This window comes from Amycolatopsis sp. NPDC004378, from assembly GCF_053602455.1.
In genome coordinates this window covers 201,326-224,164 of the sequence record NZ_JBSGDR010000002.1, presented here as the reverse complement: position 1 = coordinate 224,164, position 22,839 = coordinate 201,326, and the positions used below count along the sequence as shown (strand labels likewise).

Sequence of the window (22,839 nt, the reverse complement as noted above, 5' to 3'; positions counted from 1 at the left end):
AAAAGGGCCGCCCCTCGCGAGGGGCGGCCCTTTTCGTGCGCGCTACTTCTCCAGGATCGCGGTGACGCCCTGGCCGCCGGCCGCGCAGATCGAGATCAGGCCGCGGCCGGACCCCTTCTCGTGCAGCAGCTTCGCGAGCGTCGCGACGATCCGGCCGCCGGTCGCGGCGAACGGGTGCCCGGCCGCCAGCGACGAGCCGTTCACGTTTAGCTTCGCCCGGTCGATCGCGCCGAGCGGCTCGTCCAGGTCCAGCTTCTCCTTGGCGAACGCCGGGTCCTCCCACGCCTTGAGCGTGGCCAGCACCTGCGACGCGAACGCCTCGTGGATCTCGTAGAAGTCGAAGTCCTGCAGCGAAAGCCCGGCGCGCGCGAGCATCCGCGGCACGGCGTAGGCGGGCGCCATCAGCAAGCCCTCTTCGCCGTGGACGTAGTCGACGGCCGCGGTCTGCGAGAACGTCAGGTACGCCTGCACCGGCAGGTTGTGCGCCTTCGCCCACTCGTCGGTGGCGAGCAGGACCGTCGACGCGCCGTCGGTCAGCGGGGTCGAGTTGCCCGCCGTCATCGTGCCGTCCGGGCCTCCGAAGGCGGGCTTGAGCTTGGCGAGCTTCTCGGCCGTCGAGTCGGCGCGCAGGTTCTGGTCGCGCGCGAGCTTGAGGAACGGCGTCACGAGGTCGTCGAAGAACCCGCGGTCGTAGGCGGCGGCGAGGTGCTGGTGGCTGGCCGCGGCGAGCTCGTCCTGCGCCTCGCGCGTGATCTCCCAGATCTTCGCGGTCAGGGCCGCGTGCTCGCCCATCGAGAGGCCGGTGCGCGGCTCCTCGTTGCGCGGGATCGCCGGGACGATGTGCCCCGGCCGGATCTTCGCGACGAGCTTGAGCCGGTCGCCGAGCGACTTCGCGGCGTTGAGCTGGATGAGGATCTGGCGCAGGTCTTCGTTGACGGCCAGCGGCGCGTCGGACGTGGTGTCGACGCCGCCCGCGATGGCCGAGTCGATCTGGCCGAGGGCGATCTTGTTGGCGACGTTCACGATCGCCTGCAGGCCGGTGCCGCACGCCATCTGGACGTCGGACGCGGGCGTCGCGGGCGAGAGCTTGCTGCCCAGCACGCTCTCGCGGGCCAGGTTGAAGTCCTTCGAGTGCTTGAGCACGGCGCCGGCGGCGACCTCGCCGATCACCTCGCCCTGCAGCGAGAAACGGCTGACCAGGCCGTCGAGTGCGGCGGTGAACATGTCCTGGTTCGACGCCTTCGCGTACGGGCCGTTGGACCGCGCGAAGGGGATCCGGTTGCCCCCGATGATCGCGACCTTGCGCACGGCGGGCGTCTTCTTCGGTGGCATGACTTCACCTCTCTGGTCGTGTCCCTCACACTGTAACCTACTAGCGAGTAGGTTAGACTGCGACGTGACGCAGACTGCACGGGAGGCAACCGATGGCTGACAGGTACCAGCAGTTCACGAAAACCCCGGTGGGGAAGTTCGTGGTGCCGAAGCTCGGCCTGCCCAACCCCGCCACGCTGCGCCGCTACAAGCCCGGGCAACCCGCCCTCGAGGGTCCCGCACTTCTCGGCGCCGCGCCTGGTGGACGCCTCGAGAAGACCCTTCGCGACCAGCTCGCCGACGCGGGCATCGAGGTCGTCACGGCGGCCGCCGAGAGGCACGCGGCGCTCGTGTTCGACGCCACCGGCGTCACCGACCCTTCGCGGCTGCGCGAGGTCTACGACTTCTTCCACCCGGTGATCCGCAGCGTCGGGCCGTCCGGTCGCGTCGTCGTCCTGGGCACGCCGCCGGAGCAGGTCGAAGGCCGAGAGCGGATCGCCCAGCGCGCGCTCGAAGGGTTCATCCGATCGGTGGGGAAGGAGCTGAAGCGCGGCGCGACCGCCCAGCTCGTGTACGTCGCCGAAGGCGCCGAAGAGGCGACAGAGTCGACAGTGCGCTTTCTGCTCTCGGCGAAGTCCGCCTTCGTCGACGCGCAGGTCATCCGGATCGGCGCCGAAGGCAAGACGGCCTCCGCGCCCGCGAACTGGGAGAAGCCCCTCGACGGCAAGGTCGCGCTGGTCACCGGCGCGTCCCGCGGCATCGGCGCGGCGATCGCCGAGGTGCTGGCCCGCGACGGTGCGCACGTCGTCGCGCTCGACATCCCGGCGCAGGGCGGCGACCTGTCCAAGGTGGCGAACAAGATCGGCGGCTCGTCGCTGCAGCTCGACATCACTTCGCCGAGCGCGCCCGCGAAGCTCGCGGAGTACCTGAAGGAGCGTCACGGCGGCGTCGACATCGTCGTGCACAACGCGGGTATCACGCGCGACAAGACGCTGGGCAACATGAGCGAGAGCGCGTGGGACTCGGTGATCGCCGTGAACCTCGCGTCGCAGCTCGCGGTGAACGACAAGCTGCTCGCCGACAAGGTGCTGAACGAGAACAGCCGCATCATCGGCGTCTCGTCGATCGCGGGCATCGCCGGCAACGTCGGCCAGACGAACTACGCGACGTCGAAGGCGGGCGTCATCGGCATGGTGAACGTCGGCGCGCCGCAGCTCGCGGCGTACGGCGGCACGATCAACGCCGTCGCGCCCGGGTTCATCGAGACCAAGATGACCGCGGCGGTCCCGCTGTTCATCCGCGAGGCCGGCCGGCGCCTGTCGAGCCTCGGCCAGGGCGGCCTGCCGGTCGACGTCGCCGAGACGATCGCCTGGTACGCGAACCCGGCGTCCGCGGCGGTGAACGGGAACGTGGTCCGCGTCTGCGGCCAGGCCCTGCTGGGGGCGTGACGTGGTGATCCGCGAACTCGACAGCACGCCGAGCCTGGCCACGCTGTACCCGAAGGCGCTGCTCGGCCTGCGCAAAACCGGCTCTTCGCTGCCGGACACGGAGCTGGTCCGCACGGGCGTCGTGGTCGACCCGGCGCACCTGGCCGCGTACAACACGGTCTGCGGCTTCCGGCTGAGCGACGAGCTGCCGGCGACGTACCCGCACATGCTGGCGTTCCCGCTGCAGATGGCGCTGATGACTGAGCCGGCGTTCCCGTTCCCGCTGCTCGGCATGGTGCACGTGGCGAACCGGATCACCCAGCACCGGCCGTTGCGCCTGGGCGAGCCGCTGACGATGCGGGTGCGCGCGGAGAACCTGCGCGCGCACGAGAAGGGCCGTCAGTTCGACGTCGTCAGCGAAGCGTGGTCCGGGGACGACCTGGTGTGGGCCGACGTGAGCACGTACCTGCGCCGCGGCTCTTCGGGCTCCTCCGCTCGCCGTGAGCAGCTCGCCCCGCCGACGCCGGACGCGATCTGGCGCATCCCGGGCGACATCGGCCGCCGCTACGCGGAGGTCTCGGGCGACCGCAACCCGATCCACCTGCACCCGCTGACGGCCAAGCTGTTCGGCTTCCCCCGCGCGATCGCCCACGGCATGTGGACGAAGGCCCACGCCCTGGCGGCGTTCGAAGGCCGGCTGCCGTCGGCGTTCACGATCGACGTCAAGTTCAAGCAGCCGGTGCTGCTCCCGGCGAAAGCGGGCTTCACGTCGTGGTCTACCCCGGAGGGGTGGGCGTTCGAGCTGTGGAGCAAGGCGAAGCCGCACCTCGAGGGCACGATCAGCTCACTCTGACGGCTTCCAGACCTCGCCCTCGATGAGGTCGTTGAAGCCCAGCCAGACGAGGTTCATCAGCCACGAGGCGAGCACGCCGTCGGAGATGTCGGGGTGGTCGAGGGCCCAGTCGGCCAGCGACTCGGCCGCCCCGACCAAGGCCGCGGACAGGCCCTCGCCGGAGAACTCGGCCTGCTCGCCGACGCCCTTGCGGGTGCCGGCGGACACGACGAGCGCGGCGACCAGCTGGATCGCGCGGGCCCGCATGTCGGTGATCTCCGCGGCGAACGCCCCGCCGACGGTGAGCGCTTGGCGGTGCAGCACCGTCCACGACTCCCGGTACTCCGCGACGAAGCGGTAGAACGACCGCAGGCCGTGCCAGAGCTGCATGTCCGGCGGCAGGTCGGGCTGCACGCCGGCCTGGATGGCCTCGAGCAGCCGCGTCGCCTCGCGCCGGATGCACGCGCCGAAGAGGTCTTCCTTCGAGCCGAGGTAGGTGTAGATCATCGGCTTCGAGACCCCGGCGACGTCGGAGATCTCGTCCATCGAGGCCGCGTGGTAGCCGTGGCGGGAAAAGACCTGGACGGCCGCGTCCAGGATCTGCCGCTCACGCACGGCGCGCGGCAGCCGCCTGGCCCGTTCGGGCGGACGCTGATCATCCTCTGACACGCTGGACCTCCCTGTTTCTGCCCGGAGACGGTACCGGCAGCTGCCCCGGGAGGGTGATTTCGGCACGCTTGCCCGCCTACCTACTGGCGGGTAGCCTTACGCGTGGGTAACTGGAGAGGGAGTGGCCATGGCCGACAACGCCGGGATGACCAGCGCCGATCAGGTCGCGGGGCTCCGTGGGGCGGCGCTGCTGGACGCGCTGGAGCGGCTCGACCCGCTGAGCCCGGAGGCGCACGCCCTAGACGTCAACGCGCTCGCCGAGGCGGTCGATCCCCGCGATCTGGGCAAGGACGACTTCCGAAGACTCCTGAACGCACTGCTCCGGCTGGCTTCGCGCGCGCCGGCGTTCGACCTGAGCAAGGTCGAACCGGCGCGCTTCGCCTCCCTGGTGGCGTCGGCGTCGCGCGCGCAGCTCGAGAGCGTCGTCGCGGAGCGCCCCCTGCGTGAGCGCGTGCTGGACGAGATCTTCGCCCGCATGGGCGCGCACATCAGGTCCGACCGCGCCCGCGACCTGCACGCGGTGGTCCACTGGCGGCTGTCGGGCGGCGTGGGAGAGGGAGGCTACGACCGCTACGAGACGGTGATTTCGCACGGCTCGTGCACGGTGAGCCGCGAGATGAACTCCGCGGCAAGGGTCACCATCACCATCGCGCCGGCGGACTTCTTCCGGCTCATCACCCACCAGGCGACGCCGGCGGTGTTGTTCGTCACGGGAAGAATCAAGGTCAAGGGTGATTTGGCCTTTGCGGCGGGCTTGATCGGATTCTTCGACCTCCCGCACCCCGTATAGTCCGTGGCCGTGCCCCGAAAAGCGAAGTGGCGCCTTTCCCGGCCCCGCCACAGCCGAGTCCGCGGCAGTCACGCGGTCAACGCGTTCGCGGAGAAGCTGGTCATCGGCAACCTGACGCCCGACCAGTTCATCCAGGTCCTGGAGACCTTGCACATGCTGGGCTCGGCGGGCGCCGGAATCGAGCTGAGCTCCCTGAGCACGGACGTCCTGGTGGACGTGGTCCGCAGAGCCTCCCGCGACCAGCTGAAGGCAATCGCCGACCACGCAGAGTTGCGCGCGGTGTTCTTGGACGAGATTTTCCGCCGAATGTCCGAGCATTTCCTGCCGGAGCGAGCCCGCCACGTCGACTTCGTGGTTTCATGGCGCTTTTCCGACGGAGCCGGCGAAGACAACTACGACCGTTTCCAGACAGTAATCGAGGACGGCGTGTGCGTGTCGTCAACGGACCTGTCCCGGACCCCGGACACAACGATCACGTTGTCCGTGGACGACTTCATCCGGATGGCCACGGGCAATGCGGCGGTAGCGGCGATGTTCGTGACGGGCCGAGTGAAGGTGAAGGGCGAGTACGCGCCGGCGGTCCGGTTCTCGAGCTACTTCGACATCCCGAAGCCGACCGCGGACTAGTCGCAGCTCGCGGAAACTTCGACTACTCTCGCATCCGGGCTGTAGGCGATTGCTTACGGAGGGGTGCATGGCGCAGTTGACGGTTGATTTTTCCGTTTTGGGAACTTTGGTGGACGATATTGGCGTCCACATAGATAACACGGACCAGAGTCTCGACGAACTGGGAAGAGTCGTCGCTGACCTGGCAACTTGCTGGACGGGAGCGGGCCAAGACGCGTTCCACGAGGCGATCACCGAGTGGTTCGCGTCTGCCCGCGATTTGCGGGACCAGTTGCATTGGATCCGCGCCGTCGTGGTGAACGCGCACGACAACCACAGAGCTGCGGTCGACGCAAATGTCCGGATTTGGCGGGTTTGAGTCGTGGCGGTGCTGGAACGCGGGCCGGACGGTGGTCCGAGCCGTCCGGTGCGAGTCGAGCTTTCGGACTTTCACGTCGTCGCGAAGCAGTTCGTCGACGCACAGAACAGTCTCGATCACATTCGGCAGGATTTGCTCGACCACCTCGACCAAGCAGTCGGCGCGGCCGGTGCGAGCGATGGCGCCCACAAGTACCAGGACGGCTGGGCTGCAGCCCTCGACTGCATCCTGAACGACGGCTTCCGCACGGCGTTCGACTTGCTCGGCGCGATCGGCAAGGGCATCGACGTATCGGCCCTCAACCACGCGACTGCCGACCAGAACAGCGTGCCCGGCAAACCCGGTGGAACACAGCCCTGGAATCCCGTCTCCCCGAACCCGTGGCCCGGTAACGCGGACTTCGTGACCCTGAACGGTGATTCACCGTGGTGGATGCCGGACTTCCTGGAGAAGTACATACCCACTGCCGACACCGGACGCATCGATGCTGCCGCCCAGGCGTGCCGCGATGCGGCCGCTGCCATTCGCGCTCTCGTCGGCGATCTGCACTCACGCTTGCAAGGGCTGGTAGGTAACAACAGCTCGGACGACCTGGTCGAACTGGAGCAGTTCTGGCTGCGCGCGGCCGGTGAGCATTCGATCCTCACCGGGTTGCCCCAGACGCTGGACGACGTCGCGAACAGTCTCGTCGACTTCCGGATTTGGAACAACGACACCCAGGACAAGATCAAGGAGAAGATCAAGTCGATCGTCGACGATCTCAGTATCGTGGGGCTGGTCCTGGCGATCGGCAGCGTCCTCACCGACGGTGGGCTGGACGTGCTCATCGTGGGTGTGATCGAAGCGCTCGACTTGTTCGGAGTCGAAGCCGGCGCGACCCTGGCGATTCCCATCGCCGAAGTCGCCGCCACCGCGGAGGCCATCCTCATTACCGCGGGTGGGGCGGTCGCGATCACCCAAGGTGTGGTTCCGGCGATGCAGGCCGCCATGAGCGGCACGCCGAACCCGGAGGTCGAAGGGGTCGACGCCGGGAAGATCAGCGACGAGATCAGCGGCCACACCGAGCCGTCCCGCGCTCCGGACCCCAACGCGACTCCCGGTGGCCACCCGACCAACATCCCGAAGGGTGCCGACCCGGAGACCGCGCGTTCGCTCCAGCGCGAGAACGAATCAGCCACTACCCTCTCCCGAGCGGGCTACGACGTAGAGCAGAACCCATCGACACTGCCCAACGGCAGAAACCCTGACTACCGCGTCGACGGAAAAGTGTTCGACAACTACGCGCCGTCGACCGGTCGGGCGCGCAACATTGCCGACGAAATGGCGAAGAAGGTTCAAAAAGAGCAGACTGACCGGATCGTGCTGAACCTCGCTGACAGCTCCGTAGACCTCAACGCAATGCGTGCGCAACTGCACGACTGGCCGATCGATGGTCTCAAGGAAGCCATCGCGATCGACAAGCAGGGCAATATACTTCACCTGTACCCGTGATTCACCACGCAAGGGACATGCTCGGATGGCCATCTCTTATGATCTCGAAATGGCGACTACTTCGTCGCCGGAGCAGGTCGCTCGCGAACTGCTCAACGTCGGCCGTCCGCTGGCCCTGTTCGACGCGTCGGTTTCACCCGAGCAGGTGCTCCGCGATGGAGCGGTCACCACTCTTCGCACTTGGGTTCGCGTCTACGAACGCAAGCCCGCACCCTGGGCGCCGGTGGTCACCGACTTCGGGATCACGCCGACTGTGGCGGTGGGGTTCAGTCTCTACAAACACGCCAAGGTGTCCGAACAGCAGGACGACATGGTCCGGCTGGTCTCCGGTCTCCTGGACCGGATCAAGGGCGATGCGGTGCTCTCCGGCATGGACGTCATTTGGCTCATGCGCCGCAACGGTGAATTGACCCTGAACGAGCGTGACGACATCTGGCCGGCGCACCGTCTCGCCACGGTGCACCAGGTTTACCGGCGGGAGACCAAGTCCTTCTCCGAGGAGTGAAGGCCGTGCAGGAGTCTTAGCTGTTCAGGCTTAGTGACAGCAAACTGTCGGTGTCCACCATTAGGGTGGATCCATGAGTCTGGTCGACGTTGAGCAGGAGCACGTCCTCAAAGCCATTGAGGAGTTCGACAACCTCGGGCGCGAGGCTTTCTTGAGAAGGTACGGGTACCGCGGGGCGCCTCGGTACGCCGTTGTGTACCAGGGCAAGGAGTACGACTCGGACGCCTTGGTCGGCTCGGCTCACGGTTTTGCCGCAGGGCACGCCTTCCGTCCGTCGGACCTTCCGAGCGGCCCTGAGGCGATCACCGAGTACCTGGCCGAACTCGGGTTCTACTTCCGCGACGCTCAAGCGAAATCAGCCAAGGGCGGGCGCGTTTTCGGTGAGATCGTTGGATGTCCGGAGGGCGTCACTTTCGCCAGTCGTGCCGCGGTGGCTGCTGCGGGAGTCCACCGAGCGCTGCAGGCCGGCATCGTGGGCACCGGCAAGGATGGGGCTGAGTCGATCGTGTCCTCAGGTGGCTACGAGGACGACGATGACCGTGGTGACGAGCTGCTCTACACCGGTCACGGCGGCCGGGACGGCAGCGGTCGCCAAATCGCCAACCAAACGTTCTCCGCTTCAGGGAACGCCGCGCTCCAGACCAGCTGGAAGATGGGCGCATTAGTGCGGGTCGTGCGCGGCGCAGACCCGAAATCCCCGTACGCCCCCGATCAGGGCTACCGCTACGACGGGTTGTTCCGTGTTGAAGACGCGGTCATGGTGCCCGGGCAGGGCGGCTATTTGGTGTGCCGGTTTCGGCTGATCAAGGTGAGCAGCCCGATCGACGCGAAGTTCGTTTCCGGCGGTTACTTGCTGCCAACGGAGCCAAGCCACCCTGTGGGCAACGCCCAGCCCGGGCGCAAAGCGGTCACTACGCAACGCATCGTGCGGACCACCAAGGTCGCCGAGAAAGTCAAGCGGATTCACGACCACACCTGCCAGATCTGCGGCACGCGGTTGTCGGTGGGAGACGGCCTGGGATACTCGGAAGGCGCGCACATCAAGGCTCTCGGCGGCTTGCACCGTGGGCCGGATTGGACTTCGAACGTCCTTTGCCTGTGTCCCAACTGCCACGTGCAGTTCGACCGAGGCGCGGTGGTGATCGCCCCGGATCGCACTGTACTTCGCGAGGGCACACCGGCCGGGCGGCTGCGGGAGCACCCTGATCATGTGGTCGATGGCGAGTTCATCGACTACCACCGATCAGTGTATTCGTGATCAGCCCTCGATGATGCGGCCCTCGATCACCGGGTGTTGCTTCGGCGGCTCTTCGGCGACGACCTCGCTGTCCACCACCATCACCGGCCCCCGACGTTGGTTGGCGAACCGGACCGCCCGCTTCTCCATCCGCCGCAGCCACCACCGCCGGACCAAAGCCCTCGATGGCGACAGCATCAACAGCAACCCGAGCACGTCACTGACGAACCCCGGCACCAGGATCAACACCCCGCCGAGGGCGACGAGCATGCCGTCCGTGAGTTCCTTCTCCGTCGGCTGCCCGGCTCGGGCCGCGGACATGAACGCCCGCATCGCCTTGCCGCCTTCGCGGCGGGCCAGCCAGGAGCCGAGGAACGCGCCGGCCAGCAGCAAGCCCAGCGTGCCGAGCACGCCCACGGCCGAGCCCACCGCCCAGATCGCGGCGATCTCGGCGATGACGTAGAGCAGGAACGCGACAGCCATACCCAGACAACGAACGAGCTGTCCGATTTGCTCCCGGGCCTACCTGAGCAGTGTCTCGATCATCGACCTCAGGCCTGCGGACAGCCGGGCCGTCTCGCCCGTCTTCAGGAACCGCAGCATCAGGTCGCTGTGCAGCGAGCCCAGCAGCAGGTGCGCGATGAGGTCCGCGTCCAGGGCCGGCGTCGCTGACGCGATCAGGCCCGACACATGCGCGTGCCACGACCGGTAGATCGGGCTGTTCAACCGGTCCGTCGATGCCTGCTCGAACGCCGCCATCACCTTGACGTTCTTCGAGGCCAGCTCGACCACCGCGTCGAAGAACGCCGCCAGGCGCTCGGCCGGTGGGGCGCCCGGGCCCAGTGGTGGCGGCCCTGACTCCATGGCAAGAGCGAGCGTCTCAACCCGTGACTCCACCAGTGCCCGCATCAGGCCTTCGCGGTTGCCGAAGCGGTGGAACACCGTGCCCTTGCCGACGCCGGCCGCCGCCGCGACGCGGTCCATCGACACCTCTGCGAGGTCGTGTGACGACAGCAACTCCTCCGCCGCGCGCAAGATCGCCCGGCGGTTGCGGGCCGCGTCGGCGCGTTCCATCAGCAACTCCTCGACAACTTGACTGGCGGTCCATATAGTAGGCGACCATAAGTTGACCGATGGTCCAGTTAAGGGGAAGCAATGCGCGCAGTGGTGCAGCACGGCACGGGTGGGCCCGACGTCCTGAAGGTCGAGGACCGGCCCGAGCCGCGGCGTGGCGATGGCGAAGTGATCGTCCGGGCCGAGGCCATCGGGGTGCCGTTCTACGAGACGCAGATGCGGTCCGGACTGATCGCGGCGGGGGACTCGCCGGCGGTCTTCGGGCACGAGGCCGCGGGGATCGTCCTCGAGGCCGACGACGAGACGCTCGTCGGACGCCGAGTCGTCACCATGTCCTTCACCGGCGGGGCGTACGCGGAAGTCGTCGCCGCCAGCCAGTACACCTTGGTGCCCGAGACGCTTTCCGCCGAGGTCGCGGTCGCCGCGGCCGTTCCCGCGTCGGTGGCGATCACCCTGATGAAGACCGCGAACGTCGTCGAGGGCGAGACCGTGCTGGTCGAGGCCGCGTCCGGGGCGATCGGCGGCTACCTTGCCCGCCTGGCCGAACGACGTGGCGCCCGGGTCGTGACCACCGCCGGCAATGGAAAAGGCGACATCGACCACAACGACCCGGACTGGCGGAAGAAGGTCCCCGAGGGCATCGACGTCGTCTTCGAGTCAATCGGCGGGCCGCGTGCCGCCGAGCTGACGGCCAAGGTCAGCCCGCGCGGCCGGATCCTTGCCTACGGCCTGCTCAGCGGCGAGTTCCCGGCCCTCTCCATCGCCGATCTCATCCCGCGCGGGCTCACGCTGATCGGCTTCGGCGGGCCGGACGCCTACGCGAAGGACGTCGCGGCCGCCCGCGGCGAAGCGCTCGGCCTCGTCGCGGACGGCACGCTCACCCCCGTCATCGACCGGACCTACCCCCTCGCCGATGTCGCCGCCGCGCACGCGCGCGTCGAGAGCCGCGAAGGGGTCGGCAAGGTCGTGCTCGTCCCCTAGCTGGGCACCTCGTCGAGGTAAGCCTGCGCCTGCAGGGTGAACAGGTCCGCGTACCCGGCCTTGGCCGCCATCAGCTCCTCGTGCGTTCCGTACTCCGCGACCTTTCCGTGGTCCAGCAGCAGGATCCGCTCCGCCTGGCGCACCGTCGAGAACCGGTGCGAGATGTACAGCGTCGTGCGGCCCTCCGACAGGGAGCGCAGTCGTGTGAACAGGTCGTGCTCCGCCTGGGCGTCCAGTGCCGATGTCGGCTCGTCGAGGATCAGGATCGGCGCCTCTCGCTGGAATGCCCGGGCCAGTGCGATCTTCTGCCACTCGCCGCCGGACAGCGAGACGCCCTGGTCGAACCAGCGGCCCAACGGGCTGTCGTAGCCGCTGGGCAGGCGCTCGATGCGCTCGTCCGCGCCCGCTCGGCGGGCCGAATCCTCGATGTGCGGGCGGTCCTGCAGCCGCGACAGGTCGCCCAGGCCGATGTTCTCCGCCGCTGTTCCCTGGTACGTCACGTAGTCCTGGAACATCGCGCTGATCCGCTTGCGCAGCTCGACCGGGTCGTAGTCGCGGATGTCCACGCCGTCCAGCAGGATCCGGCCGCCCGTGGGGTCGTAGAGCCGGCACAGCAGCTTGAACAGTGTCGACTTGCCCGCGCCGTTGCGGCCCACCACCGCCACCGTTTCGCCCGGGCGGATCTCGAAGCTGACGTCGTCCAGGGCCGGTTCCTCCGAGCCCGGGTAGGCGAACGTCACCGAGTCGAACTCGATGTGACCCTCCACAGTGGACGGGAAGGGGCGGGGTGACGCGGGCGCCGTGATCTCCGGTTTCGTGTCCAGGAAGCGGTACAGCGTGTCCAGGTACAGGTTGTTCTCGTACATCCCCGAAAACGCCGTGAACAGGCCGGACACCGACGTCTGCACGGACGTCGCCGCCGCCGTGTACAGCGCCAGGTCGCCCAGGGTCAGCCGGCCGCCCACCGCCTCCAGGGCGATGTACAGCGCGATCGCCGAGCCCGCGAACGTGCTCAGCAGCCCCCAGGACGTCGAGCTGACGTTGCGGTTGATCGTCAGCTTGCGCTGGCGCTCGTACGACACCAGGCCGAGCCGGCGGAACCGGTCGACGAAGTACGGGCCGAGCCCGAACAGCTTCGTCTCCTTGGCGTACGTGTCCGTCGTGACCAGCGAAGACAGGTAGTCCATCCGCCGCTTGATCGGCGACATCAGGAACGTCAGCCAGAACGCGCGCGAGCCGTACTTCGACTGCGAAATGAACGCCGGGATCGGTGCCAGCAGCGCGACCAGCGCCAGCAGCGGGCTGATCGCGACGAGCAGCGCGACCATGCTGCCGAACGTGATCAACGTCCGGACCAGCCCCAGCGCGGAGTTCATCATCGACAGCGGCCGCGTCGGTGCTTCCTGCGCGGCTTGGCGCAGCATGTCGTACGACGTCGAGCCCTCGAAGTACGCCAGGTGCAGCTCGCTCGCGTGCGCCATCACCTGGTGGCGGATGGTCAGCGTCATGCGCTCCTGCAGCAGCGACTGCGCGATCGACGTCAGCGCGCTGCTGATCGCCGTCGCCGCGAGCACGCCGAACTGGAACAACGCGACGTTCACGATGTCGCCCGTGGTGCCCTTGTGCTGGATCGCCGCGACGACCGAGTCGAGCAGCAGCTTTGCGACGTACGCGGTCACGGTCGGGAGGAGCCCCGACAGCAGCGTGATCAGCGCCAGGAGGATCGTCAGGACCGGGCTGGCCTGCCACGTCAGCTTGACGACCTTGGGCAGGCCGCGGACCGTTCCCGCGACCGACGTCTTGGCGCGCTTCAGCCGGGAGCGCAGGTCTTTCGGCTGGTCGTCCTGCTTGGGCTCCGGGATTTCCACCGGGCCGGTGAGCCCGCTTTCCGGCACCGTCGACACGTGCCGCCGCCGGCCGCGCCGGGCCAGCATGAACTCCATCCCGCCGCCCGGGATCACGGGGCCTCCACCGCGCCGTGCAGGAAGACGTCGACCACCTGGCGCGTGGTGGGGACGTCGTCGATCGGCGCCATCCGGCGCCCGCCGAACAGCAGGGTCAGGAACAACGCGGCGAGCTGCTCGGGGGTCAGCCGCAGCCGGTCCTTCTCGGGTTCGAAGAGCTCGGTGATCGCGCCGCGCATCGCGGTCATCGACTCGCTGCGGCCGCCCTTCATCGTGCGGTTCTTCAGGCGCTGCTCGGGGTCGCGCTGCTTGTGCCTGCCGGACGCGTGCAGGGCCCCCATCAGCGCGCCCATCCGCTCGAAGTGGGCGCCGAGCGCTTCGGCGGCCTCCACGAGCCGGTCCGCCAGGGGCTGCTCGACGGGGATCTCGGCGATCGCGTCGAGGACGTGGTCGGGGCGCAGCACCTCGGCGGTGCAGGCGTCGAACAGCTCGTCCTTGTCCTTGAACGCGCGGAAGATGGTGCCCTCGCCGATGCCGGCGGCGCGGGCGATCTGGCTGGTCGTGACCGCGGTGCCGTGCTCCATCAGGAGCGGCAGCACCGCGTGCACGATCATGGCGCGCCGGTCTTCGGCGCTCATGCTCGGCGCTCTGCGCCGGGTTTCGGGTGCTGGGGTCATGTCACCAGTGTGCGGAGTGAGTGCTCACTCCGTCAAATGGGTAAAAGTGAGGGCCGCCCGGAGACGGCCCTCACCTGCGAAAACTCAGTACGTCATGGCCATCGCCGGGTCGGCCAGCAGGGCGCCGACGTCGGCCAGGAACTCCGAGCCCTGCTGGCCGTCGACCACGCGGTGGTCGAAGCTCAGCGACAGCTGGAGCACCTTGCGGACCTTGATCTCGCCGTCCACCACCCACGGCTGGTCCTTGATCGCGCCGAGGCACAGGATCGCGGACTCGCCCGGGTTGATGATCGGCGTACCGGTGTCAACGCCGAACACGCCCACGTTGGTGATCGTGATCGTGCCGTTCAGCATGTCGGCCGGCGGCGTCTTGCCCTCCCGGGCCACGTCCGTGAGCTGCGTCAACGCGACAGCCAGCTCCTTCAGCGACATCGAGTCGGCGTCACGGACCTTGGGCACGATCAGGCCGCGCGGCGTGGCCGCCGCGATGCCGAGGTGCACGTAGTCCTTGTAGACGATCTCCTGCGCCGCGTCGTCCCAGACCGCGTTGACGTCCGGGGTGCGCTTCGCCGCCAGGCACACGGCCTTCGCCGCGAACGTCAGCGGCGTGACCTTCACCCCGGCGAACTCCCGCGACTTCTTCAGCTTCTCGCGGAACTCCATCATCGGCGTGACGTCGATGGTCAGGAACTCCGTGACGTGCGGAGCGGTGTACGCGCTCTGCACCATCGCCGCCGCGGTGCCCTTGCGGACACCCTTGATCGGCACGCGCCGCTCGCGGGATCCGCTGTCCACAACGGACTCGACGACCGGGGTGCCGTTGGCGGCCCGCTCGACGTCTTCACGCGTGATGACGCCGCCGGAAGCGCTGCCGGTCAGCGCGTGCAGGTCGACGCCGAGGTCCTTCGCCAGCTTCCGCACCGGCGGCTTCGCCAGCGGGACGTACCCGCCGCGAGGCGCGACCGGAGCCGGCGCCGGCGCCGGCGGAGCGGCGACCGCGGCCACCGGAGCAGCGGGTTCCGAGCCCTTGCGGGCCCGCCGCTGCGTGACGACCGTCTTGGAGCCGTAGCCGACCAGCGGCTTCATCTCCTCCTCGGCCGGCTGTTCGGCGGGCGCGGGAGCGGGAGCGGCGGACGCACCGCCGGGGTCGACGTCGATGGTCAGGATCGGCGTCCCGACCTCGACCGTCTGCCCCGGTTCGACCAGCAGCTCCGTGACCACGCCGGCCCACGGGATCGGCAGCTCGACGGCGGCCTTCGCGGTCTCGATCTCGACCACGATCTGGTTGACCGTCACGGTGTCGCCCGGCTTGACCTGCCAGGCCAGGATGTCGGCTTCGGTCAGCCCCTCCGCCGTGTCGGCCAGGGGGAACTGTTTGTACGTAGGCATTGTGCGGAGATCCCCCTTACCAGGCGAGCGAACGGTCGACGGCGTGCAGCACCCGGTCCAGGTCGGGGAGGTAGTGCTCCTCGAGCTTGGCCGGCGGGTACGGCGTGTCGAACCCGGTCACGCGCAGGACGGGGGCTTCCAGCGAGTAGAAGCACTCCTGCTGGACGCGCGCGGCGATCTCCGAGGTCAGCGACGACTCGGACGGCGCCTCCGACAACGCGATCAGCCGGCCGGTCTTGCGCACCGACTCGAACACCGGGCCGAGGTCCAGCGGCGAGAGCGTGCGCAGGTCGATGACCTCGAGGGACTTGCCCTCGTCCTCGGCCGCGGCGGCCGCGTCGAGCGCGACCTTCACCGACGGGCCGTACGCGACGACCGTCGCCGTCGTGCCTTCGCGGACCACCTGGGACGAGAACACCCGCGACGGCGTCCCGGCCACGTCGATCTCCGCGCGCAGCGCACCCGAGTGGTACAGCCGCTTGGGCTCGAAGAACAGCACCGGGTCGTCCGACTTGATCGCCTGCTGGATGCCCCAGTAGGCGTCGGCGGCGTTCGAAATGGACACGACCTTGAGGCCGGGGATGTGCGCGAACAGCGACTCCGGCGACTCCGAGTGGTGCTCGACCGCGCCGATCCCGCCGCCGAACGGCACCCGGATCACGACGGGCATCTTGACCTTGCCCTGCGTCCGGTAGTGCAGCTTCGCCAGCTGCGAGGAGATCTGGTCGAAGCCCGGGAAGATGAAGCCTTCGAACTGGATCTCGCACACCGGCCGGAACCCGCGCACGGCCAGGCCGACCGCGGTGCCGATGATGCCGGACTCCGCCAGCGGCGTGTCCAGCACGCGCTGCTCGCCGAAGTCCTTCTGCAGGCCGTCGGTGATCCGGAAGACGCCGCCGAGCTTGCCGACGTCCTCACCCATGATCAGGACCTTGGGGTCTTCTTCCATCGCCCGGCGCAGGCCGAGGTTGAGCGCCTTGCCGATGGTGAGTTTCTGGAGGTCGGTCATCAGTGCTCACCCGCTGATACGAAGCCGTCGAGGTAGGACAGGAACTCTTCGCGCTGCGCGTCCAGCACCGGGTTGCCCTCGGCGTAGACGTTGCTGAAGATCCGGTCCGGCGGGGGCTCCGGCATGTTGAACGTGTAGTCGCGCAGTTCGGCCGCGAAGGCGTCGGCCTCGGCCTGGACGCTGTCGAAGAACGCCTGGTCGGCACCGCCACCGCGGGCCAGGAACGCGCGGACGCGCTCGATCGGGTCCTTGAGCTTCCACTCCTCCAGCTCGTCGGAGAGCCGGTAGCGCGTCGGGTCGTCGGTCGTCGTGTGGGCGTCCATCCGGTAGGTGAACGCCTCGATCAGGACCGGGCCGTTGCCGTGGCGGCACTCGTCGAGGGCCCAGCGCGACACCGCCAGGCAGGCCAGGACGTCGTTGCCGTCGACGCGGATGCCGGGGAAGCCGTAGCCGCGGGCGCGCTGGTACAGCGGCAGGCGCGACTGGCGCTCGGTCGGCTCGGAGATCGCCCACTGGTTGTTCTGGCAGAAGAACACCAGCGGCGCGTCGTAGACGGCGGCCCAGACGAATCCTTCGTGGACATCGCCCTGCGAAGTCGCGCCGTCGCCGAAGTAGCAGATGGTGGCTTCGCCGTCGTCGTCGCCGACCTTGCCCTCGAACTTCTGCCCCATCGCGTACCCGGCGGCGTTGAGCACCTGGTTGCCGATCACGATGGTGTACGGGTGGAAGCCGTGGCCCTGGTAGTCCCAGCCGCTGTGGTCGGTGCAGCGGAAGATGCCCAGCAGCTCCTTCATGTCGACCCCGCGCGCGTACGCGACGCCGTGCTCGCGGTAGCTGGGGAACGCCATGTCGTTCTTTTTCAGCGCGCGGCCCGAGCCGATCTGCGCGGCTTCCTGGCCGAGCAGCGGGACCCAGATGCCGAGCTGGCCCTGGCGCTGCATCGCGTTCGCTTCGCGGTCGGCGCGGCGCACCAGCACCATGTCGCGGTAGAGCCCGCGCAGCGCTTCGGCGTCGATGTCGTCGACGTACTTGTCGAACTGGGGCGAGGGGACCCGTTCGCCTTCGGGGGTGAGCAGCTGAGTCAGCTCAGCGCCACCTTCGCTGGTTGCTCGCAATCCGGCGATCACCTGTTCGGGGGAGGGCTGGGCCGATACGGCGGCCGGGCCGTCTCCAGGCTCCGGGTGCGTCCACTGTTCGGACGGCATGCGCTGTACTCCTTGGTGTCGGTGCCTCTGGCGGCCGCTTGTGGCGACCACAGCGACTGCACCGGCGGGGACCAGCGCATCGGGTCCGAAGCGCTCGGTCACCGTCGGCGTTGACGGTTCTCGCCGACATCCTGGCACGAAGGTCCGCGCTTTGGTGAGCCACGGTTGCTGATTTGTTGCTGAGAAACGGGCTCTGAACAGGGAAAACGTTAGGAAGACCGAGCTTCGGACCTACGAGAGTAGGGAGTCGGTCCGCCTGCTCACCAGGGGTGTCCGCACGCGTACTTGCGCGTGCGGACACCCGTACACACTCTCCGTCGACGTGCTGTGATGTGCCGCACGGCAGGACGTGCGTGGCACGATGGGCCGCGTGGAGCAGAAATCCGTTCGTGAATCCGTGGTGGCCTCGTGGACCAACGACGTCACCCCGAGCTTGTCCGGGCTGGTCGCGATCCCCGCCCTGTCCCCGGCCTTCGACGCCGACTGGGCGAACAGCGGGCACCTCGCCGCGGCCGTCGAGCACGTCCGCGCCTGGATCGCCGGGCGTGACCTGCCCGGCGCGACGCTCGAAGTCGTCCAGCTCGAAGGCCGCACTCCCCTGTTGCTCGTCGACGTCCCGGCGACCCCGGGCGCGGCGGACAAGGGCACCGTCCTGATGTACGGCCACCTCGACAAGCAGCCCCCGGTCGGCGGCTGGTCCGAAGGCCTCGACCCGTGGACCCCGGTGATCCGCGACGGCCGGCTGTACGGCCGCGGCTCCGTCGACGACGGCTACTCCGGCTATGCGGCGACGACGGCGATCGAAGCCGTCCACGCGGCCGGCGGCGAGCACGCCCGGATCGTCGTGCTGCTGGAGACCGGCGAGGAGTCCGGCAGCCCCGACCTCCCCGCGTACGTCGAGCACCTGGCCGGCCGCATCGGCGACGTCTCGCTGGTGGTCTGCCTGGACGCCGGCGGCAGCGACTACGAGCGGTTGTGGCTGGTCACGAGCCTGCGCGGGATGCTGCACCTCGACGTGAACGTGCAGCTGCTGGGCTCGGCGCAGCACTCCGGCGTCGCCTCGGGCGTCGTCGCGAGCTCGTTTCGGATCCTGCGGCACCTGATCGAGCGGCTCGAGGACAGCGCGACCGGCGAACTGCTGCTGGACGAGCTCAAGGTGGACGTCCCGGCGAACCGGCTCGCCGAGCTCAAGGCCGTCGCGCAGGACTTCCCCGAGGCGCTGACGAAGGCGTTCCCGCTGGTCGAAGGCGGCCGCGTGATCACCGAGGACGCGCTCGAGCTGATGCTCAACAACGCGTGGCGCCCGACGCTGTCGGTGATCGGCGCCGACGGCTTCCCGAAGCCCGCCGACGCCGGCAACGTGCTGCGCGAGAGCACCACGCTCACCCTGAGCTTCCGGCTCCCGCCGACCGCGGAGGCCGAGAAGGCGCTCGAAGCCGTGAAGAACGCGCTGACCACGGACGTCCCGTACGGCGCGAAGGTCACGCTCGGCTCGCCGCAGGCGGAGAACGGCTGGAACGCGCCGACCGAAGCACCGTGGCTGACGACCGCGCTGCGCCGCGTCAGCGACGAGGTCTTCGGCCGCCCCCACCGCGCGACCGGCATGGGCGGGTCGATCCCGTTCATGGGCCTGCTCTCGCGCAAGTACCCGGAGGCGCAGTTCCTGGTCACCGGCGCGTGCGGAGCGGACTCGAACATCCACGTGCCCGACGAGTGGCTGCACCTGGACTACGCGCAGCAGGTCACCGAGGCCGTCGCGCACATCCTGGACGCGCACGCCCACGGCTGACCGGGGCTTTCACGTGAAAGCGCCCCTCCAGGTCGCTTTCACGTGAAAGTGCCGCTCAGGCCAGCCGGGTCAGCTGCACCGAGACGTCCAATGTCGACTGCCCGCCGCCGGTGAAGATTCCCTTCAGCGGCGCCACGTCCGTGTAGTCGCGGCCCATCGCCACCCACACGTGCCGCGGGCCGACCGGGATCGCGTTCGTCGGGTCGTACGCCCACCAGCCGCCCGTCCAGACGTCGACCCAGGCGTGGGACTCGCCCTCCACCACCTCGCCCAGCTTCGCGTCCGGCTTCGTGTGCAGGTAGCCCGACACGTACCGCGCCGGGATGCCGATCGCGCGCAGCATCACCAGCGTCACGTGCGCGAAGTCCTGGCACACGCCTTCGCGTGCCTGCCACGCGTCGGTCGCCGTCGAGTGGACGCCCGTGGTCCCCGGTTGGTACTTCAGCTGCTTGTTCACCCACTCGCACACCGCCAGCACCGACTCCGCCGGGTCCAGCCCGCGGCGCAGCGAGCGGGCCTCGCGTGCCAGCGTGGCGTCGCGCGGGGTGTAGTCGGTCGGGGTCAGGTACTCCGTGCGGTGGTCGACGACCGTGTCGCTGCGGAGCTCCGTCCACGACGCCGTCCGGATCGGTTCGGCCTCGTCCGCCGTCTCGACCACCGACGTCGCCAGGACCGTGAACTCCGTGTGCGGTGCGTGGAGGTCGAACGACGTCACGACCGTGCCCCAGTAGTCCGTGTACCGGTACGCGCGCGTCGCCGGGGTCGTCTCGATGCGGGTCGCGACCGTCGTCTGGCGGCGGTCCGAACGCGGGGTCAGCCGCGCCTCGTTGTACGACTGCGTCGCCGGTGTCGCGTACCGGTACCCCGTGCGGTGCGCCACCCGCAGCTGCCACGTCACAGAGAAACCTCCGCACCGCTCCACGCCACCCACGGCGACGTGCTGAAGTACTGCAACGACACCGCTTCCCCGATCTCCTTGATCGTCGTCTGCAACGCCCCGAGCCGCCGCGGCAGGTCGGTCAGCAGGTCCGCCGGGCGGAGGAACTCCAGCTCGCTGCGGGCACGGCCGAGCTGGCGCAACGCCTCGGACTTCTCGTTGCTGCGCGAGCCGCCGCCCGGGTCGAGCCGCTGCAGGCACTCCTCCGCCTGCCGCAGCGCGTGGAACACCGAGCGCGGGAACAGCGTGTCCCGCACCAGGAACTGCACGACGCGGCCGGCGTCCAGCGCGCCCCGGTACGTCCGGAGGTACGTGTCCTGCGCGCCGGCCGAGCGCAGCACGGTGATCCAGCCCGGCGAAGACGCGCGGTCCGCGACCCGGGAAAGCATCAGCCGCACCACCATGTCCGCGCGTTCGATCGAGCGGCCCAGCACCATGAACAGCCAGCCGTCGTCGCGGGACATCGTCGAGTCGGCGAGGCCGGCGAACATCGCCGCGCGCTCCTCCACGAACGACAGGAACGCGTGCGGCCCCGCGCGCCGGGCGTAACGCTGTCGATCGGGCACCGCGTTCCACGTCGCGTTCAGGCATTCCCACAGCTCGGTCGAGACGACTTCGCGCGCGCCGCGCGTGTTTTCGCGGGCCGAGTTGATCGAGCCGACGATCGAGGCGGGGTTGTCCTTCGCGTACGCCACCAGCTCGGTCAGCTTCCACACGTCGAGGGCGTCCGTGCCCTCCGAATCGATGCCCAGGACGGCCAGCAGCTGCCGGCTGGCGTAGTCCGGGTCGACGGTCGCGTCTTCCAGCAGCTGGTGGACCGAGACGTTGAGGATCCGGGATGTGTCGTCGGCGCGTTCGACGTACCGGCCGATCCAGTAGAGCGACTCCGCGTTGCGGGCGAGCATCCGAACCTCCCTAGCTCTGCTGTTGCTGCTGTTGCTGCGACGAGGTCAGCTCGGGCCCCTGCTCGGCGGTCAGGCCGTCCACAGTGGACATCGCACCGAGCGCGGGCTGTTCGAGCTCGCGCTCGGCCGTCGACGCGCGGGACGCGAGCACCCACGTGTCCTTCGAGCCGCCGCCCTGCGACGAGTTGACGACCAGGCTGCCCTCCGGCAGCGCCACCCGCGTCAGGCCGCCGGGGAGGACGAAGATGTCCTTGCCGTCGTTGACGGCGAACGGCCGCAGGTCGACGTGCCGCGGCGCCAGCCGGTCCTCGACCTTCGACGGCACGGTCGAGAGCTGGACCACCGGCTGCGCGATCCAGCCGCGCCGGTTGGCCCGCACCTTCCGCCGCAGCGTCGCCAGTTCCGCCGGAGTCGCTTCGGGCCCGAAGACGATCCCGTAGCCGCCGGAGCCTTCGACCGGCTTGACGACCAGCTCGTCGAGGTGGGCCATCACGTGGTCGAACTCGTCCGGCAGCCAGCACCGGTAGGTGTCCACGTTGGGCAGCAACGGCTTCTCGTTGAGGTAGTACTTCACCATCTCGGGCACGTAGGTGTAGACGAGCTTGTCGTCGCCGACGCCGTTGCCGATGGCGTTCGCGACGACGACGTTGCCCGCGCGCGCCGCGTTGAGGACGCCGGCGATGCCGAGCACCGAGTCCGGCCGGTAGTGCACCGGGTCGAGGAACTCGTCGTCGATGCGCCGGTAGATGACGTCGACCTGGCGCTCGCCCTCGGTGGTCCGGAGGTAGACGACGTTGTCACGGCAGAACATGTCGCGGCCTTCGACCAGCTCGACGCCCATCAGCCGGGCCAGCAGCGAGTGCTCGAAGTACGCCGAGTTGTAGACGCCGGGGGTCAGCACGACGACCATCGGGTCGGCGACGTTCGCCGCGGCCGCCGCGCGCAGGGCCCGGAGCAGGTGCGACGCGTAGTCGCCGACCGGCCGGACGCGGTGCTGGGCGAACAGGTCCGGGAAGACCCGCGCCATCGTCCGCCGGTTCTCCATCACGTACGACACCCCGGACGGGTTGCGGAGGTTGTCCTCCAGCACCCGGAACGTGCCCTCCTCGTCGCGGACCAGGTCCACTCCGGACACGTGGATGCGCACGCCGTTCGGCGGGTTGATGCCGAACGCCTCCCGCTGGAAGTGCTCGCACGACGTGATCAGCCGCCGCGGCAGCACGCCTTCGCGCAGGATCTGCCGGTCGCCGTAGATGTCGGCGAGGAACGCTTCGAGCGCGCGGACGCGCTGGGCGACGCCGCGCTCGAGCTTGGTCCATTCGGCCGCCTGGATCACGCGCGGGACCAGGTCGAGCGGGAACGGCCGCTCCTGCCCGGACAGCGAGAACGTGATGCCCTGGTCGACCATCGCCCGGTCCAGCGCGAGCGACCGCGAGTTGAGGTCGTGCGCGTCGAGCGCGGCGATCGACTCGTACAACGCGCGGTACGGGCCGCGGACCGTGCCGTCGGGCGCGAACATCTCGTCGTACGCGCCGGCGTGCGGGCGTTCCGGCGAGAGGTACCCGTCGAACCGGGCCCCGGGCCGGGTGATCCGGCGGGTCGTCGCCTTCCTCGCGCGTCGACCGGACGGGGGCAGCCGAGGCGGGGTGGGATTCATGAACGACATCCTGACCCACGTGGCCACGAACGCGCGACACTCCCACGCTGGTGGGCGCGGTGTGA

Annotated in this window: 22 protein-coding genes; 10 read left to right on the top strand and 12 right to left on the bottom strand. The window is 69.0% G+C overall.

Features of this window, described 5'->3' with window-relative positions; genetic code table 11:
- Positions 1-42: 42 nt before the first annotated feature.
- Positions 43-1,332 (bottom strand): acetyl-CoA C-acetyltransferase, encoded by a 1,290-nt coding sequence (locus tag ACWEN0_RS08740; RefSeq protein ID WP_451970487.1) that lies wholly within the window; start codon positions 1,330-1,332, stop codon positions 43-45.
- Positions 1,333-1,424: 92 nt separating this feature from the next.
- On the opposite strand from ACWEN0_RS08740, the gene ACWEN0_RS08735 reads away from it, so the two are divergent.
- Positions 1,425-2,759 (top strand): 3-oxoacyl-ACP reductase, encoded by a 1,335-nt coding sequence (locus tag ACWEN0_RS08735; RefSeq protein ID WP_451970485.1) that lies wholly within the window; start codon positions 1,425-1,427, stop codon positions 2,757-2,759.
- Position 2,760: 1 nt separating this feature from the next.
- Positions 2,761-3,591, top strand: coding sequence for a MaoC family dehydratase (locus tag ACWEN0_RS08730; RefSeq protein WP_451970482.1), 831 nt, complete (start codon positions 2,761-2,763; stop codon positions 3,589-3,591).
- Here the strand turns inward: ACWEN0_RS08730 and ACWEN0_RS08725 are convergent.
- Positions 3,583-4,239 (bottom strand): TetR/AcrR family transcriptional regulator, encoded by a 657-nt coding sequence (locus ACWEN0_RS08725; protein ID WP_086670992.1) that lies wholly within the window; start codon positions 4,237-4,239, stop codon positions 3,583-3,585. The genes ACWEN0_RS08730 and ACWEN0_RS08725 overlap by 9 nt on opposite strands.
- A 127-nt stretch (positions 4,240-4,366) precedes the next feature.
- On the opposite strand from ACWEN0_RS08725, the gene ACWEN0_RS08720 reads away from it, so the two are divergent.
- The 6 genes from ACWEN0_RS08720 to ACWEN0_RS08695 all read left to right on the top strand — a co-directional run bounded on the left by ACWEN0_RS08720 (position 4,367) and on the right by ACWEN0_RS08695 (position 9,268).
- Positions 4,367-5,029: an SCP2 sterol-binding domain-containing protein gene (locus ACWEN0_RS08720; protein ID WP_451970479.1), complete on the top strand. Its 663-nt coding sequence runs from the start codon at positions 4,367-4,369 to the stop codon at positions 5,027-5,029.
- A 96-nt stretch (positions 5,030-5,125) separates the two neighbouring features.
- Positions 5,126-5,656: an SCP2 sterol-binding domain-containing protein gene (locus ACWEN0_RS08715; protein WP_451971952.1), complete on the top strand. Its 531-nt coding sequence runs from the start codon at positions 5,126-5,128 to the stop codon at positions 5,654-5,656.
- A gap of 67 nt (positions 5,657-5,723) precedes the next feature.
- Positions 5,724-6,014 (top strand): WXG100 family type VII secretion target, encoded by a 291-nt coding sequence (locus ACWEN0_RS08710; RefSeq protein ID WP_451970476.1) that lies wholly within the window; start codon positions 5,724-5,726, stop codon positions 6,012-6,014.
- A 3-nt stretch (positions 6,015-6,017) separates the two neighbouring features.
- Positions 6,018-7,505: a CdiA C-terminal domain-containing protein gene (locus ACWEN0_RS08705; protein WP_451970474.1), complete on the top strand. Its 1,488-nt coding sequence runs from the start codon at positions 6,018-6,020 to the stop codon at positions 7,503-7,505.
- Between the two features lie 25 nt (positions 7,506-7,530).
- Positions 7,531-8,010: a SitI3 family protein gene (locus ACWEN0_RS08700; RefSeq protein ID WP_451970472.1), complete on the top strand. Its 480-nt coding sequence runs from the start codon at positions 7,531-7,533 to the stop codon at positions 8,008-8,010.
- Positions 8,011-8,083: 73 nt separating this feature from the next.
- Positions 8,084-9,268: a YDG/SRA domain-containing protein gene (locus ACWEN0_RS08695; protein WP_451970470.1), complete on the top strand. Its 1,185-nt coding sequence runs from the start codon at positions 8,084-8,086 to the stop codon at positions 9,266-9,268.
- Here ACWEN0_RS08695 and ACWEN0_RS08690 read toward each other — a convergent pair whose 3' ends face one another.
- A complete protein-coding gene (locus tag ACWEN0_RS08690; RefSeq protein ID WP_451970467.1) occupies positions 9,269-9,730 on the bottom strand; it encodes an FxsA family protein in 462 nt (153 codons plus the stop codon).
- 39 nt (positions 9,731-9,769) lie between these two features.
- The gene (locus tag ACWEN0_RS08685) at positions 9,770-10,321 is read right to left on the bottom strand and encodes a TetR/AcrR family transcriptional regulator (protein WP_451970464.1); all 552 of its coding nucleotides are present in this window, start codon (positions 10,319-10,321) and stop codon (positions 9,770-9,772) included.
- 81 nt (positions 10,322-10,402) lie between these two features.
- On the opposite strand from ACWEN0_RS08685, the gene ACWEN0_RS08680 reads away from it, so the two are divergent.
- Positions 10,403-11,302: a quinone oxidoreductase family protein gene (locus ACWEN0_RS08680; protein WP_451970462.1), complete on the top strand. Its 900-nt coding sequence runs from the start codon at positions 10,403-10,405 to the stop codon at positions 11,300-11,302.
- Here ACWEN0_RS08680 and ACWEN0_RS08675 read toward each other — a convergent pair.
- The 5 genes from ACWEN0_RS08675 to pdhA all read right to left on the bottom strand — a co-directional run bounded on the left by ACWEN0_RS08675 (position 11,299) and on the right by pdhA (position 17,486).
- The gene (locus ACWEN0_RS08675; protein WP_451971949.1) at positions 11,299-13,245 is read right to left on the bottom strand and encodes an ABC transporter ATP-binding protein; all 1,947 of its coding nucleotides are present in this window, start codon (positions 13,243-13,245) and stop codon (positions 11,299-11,301) included. The two genes, ACWEN0_RS08680 and ACWEN0_RS08675, sit on opposite strands and share 4 nt — an antisense overlap.
- 14 nt (positions 13,246-13,259) lie before the next feature.
- Entirely contained in the window at positions 13,260-13,844 is a 585-nt protein-coding gene (locus ACWEN0_RS08670) for a TetR/AcrR family transcriptional regulator (protein ID WP_451971946.1), read from the bottom strand.
- A 123-nt stretch (positions 13,845-13,967) separates the two neighbouring features.
- Positions 13,968-15,272: a dihydrolipoamide acetyltransferase family protein gene (locus tag ACWEN0_RS08665; protein WP_451970459.1), complete on the bottom strand. Its 1,305-nt coding sequence runs from the start codon at positions 15,270-15,272 to the stop codon at positions 13,968-13,970.
- A gap of 16 nt (positions 15,273-15,288) precedes the next feature.
- Positions 15,289-16,281: an alpha-ketoacid dehydrogenase subunit beta gene (locus ACWEN0_RS08660; protein WP_451970456.1), complete on the bottom strand. Its 993-nt coding sequence runs from the start codon at positions 16,279-16,281 to the stop codon at positions 15,289-15,291.
- Positions 16,281-17,486, bottom strand: coding sequence for a pyruvate dehydrogenase (acetyl-transferring) E1 component subunit alpha (pdhA, locus tag ACWEN0_RS08655; RefSeq protein ID WP_451970453.1), 1,206 nt, complete (start codon positions 17,484-17,486; stop codon positions 16,281-16,283). Before pdhA ends, ACWEN0_RS08660 begins: the two co-directional genes overlap by 1 nt.
- Positions 17,487-17,856: 370 nt before the next feature.
- Here pdhA and ACWEN0_RS08650 point away from each other — a divergent pair, with 370 nt between their 5' ends.
- A complete protein-coding gene (locus ACWEN0_RS08650; protein WP_451970451.1) occupies positions 17,857-19,275 on the top strand; it encodes a M20/M25/M40 family metallo-hydrolase in 1,419 nt (472 codons plus the stop codon).
- A 55-nt stretch (positions 19,276-19,330) separates the two neighbouring features.
- Here ACWEN0_RS08650 and ACWEN0_RS08645 read toward each other — a convergent pair whose 3' ends face one another.
- The 3 genes from ACWEN0_RS08645 to ACWEN0_RS08635 are packed head-to-tail and all read right to left on the bottom strand — an operon-like array spanning position 19,331 to position 22,783.
- Positions 19,331-20,173: a transglutaminase family protein gene (locus ACWEN0_RS08645; RefSeq protein ID WP_451970448.1), complete on the bottom strand. Its 843-nt coding sequence runs from the start codon at positions 20,171-20,173 to the stop codon at positions 19,331-19,333.
- Complete coding sequence (locus ACWEN0_RS08640) at positions 20,170-21,117, bottom strand: alpha-E domain-containing protein (protein ID WP_451970446.1); 948 nt, start codon at positions 21,115-21,117, stop codon at positions 20,170-20,172. The genes ACWEN0_RS08645 and ACWEN0_RS08640 overlap by 4 nt, the downstream gene beginning before the upstream one ends.
- 10 nt (positions 21,118-21,127) lie before the next feature.
- A complete protein-coding gene (locus ACWEN0_RS08635) occupies positions 21,128-22,783 on the bottom strand; it encodes a circularly permuted type 2 ATP-grasp protein (protein WP_451970444.1) in 1,656 nt (551 codons plus the stop codon).
- Positions 22,784-22,839 lie beyond the last annotated feature (56 nt).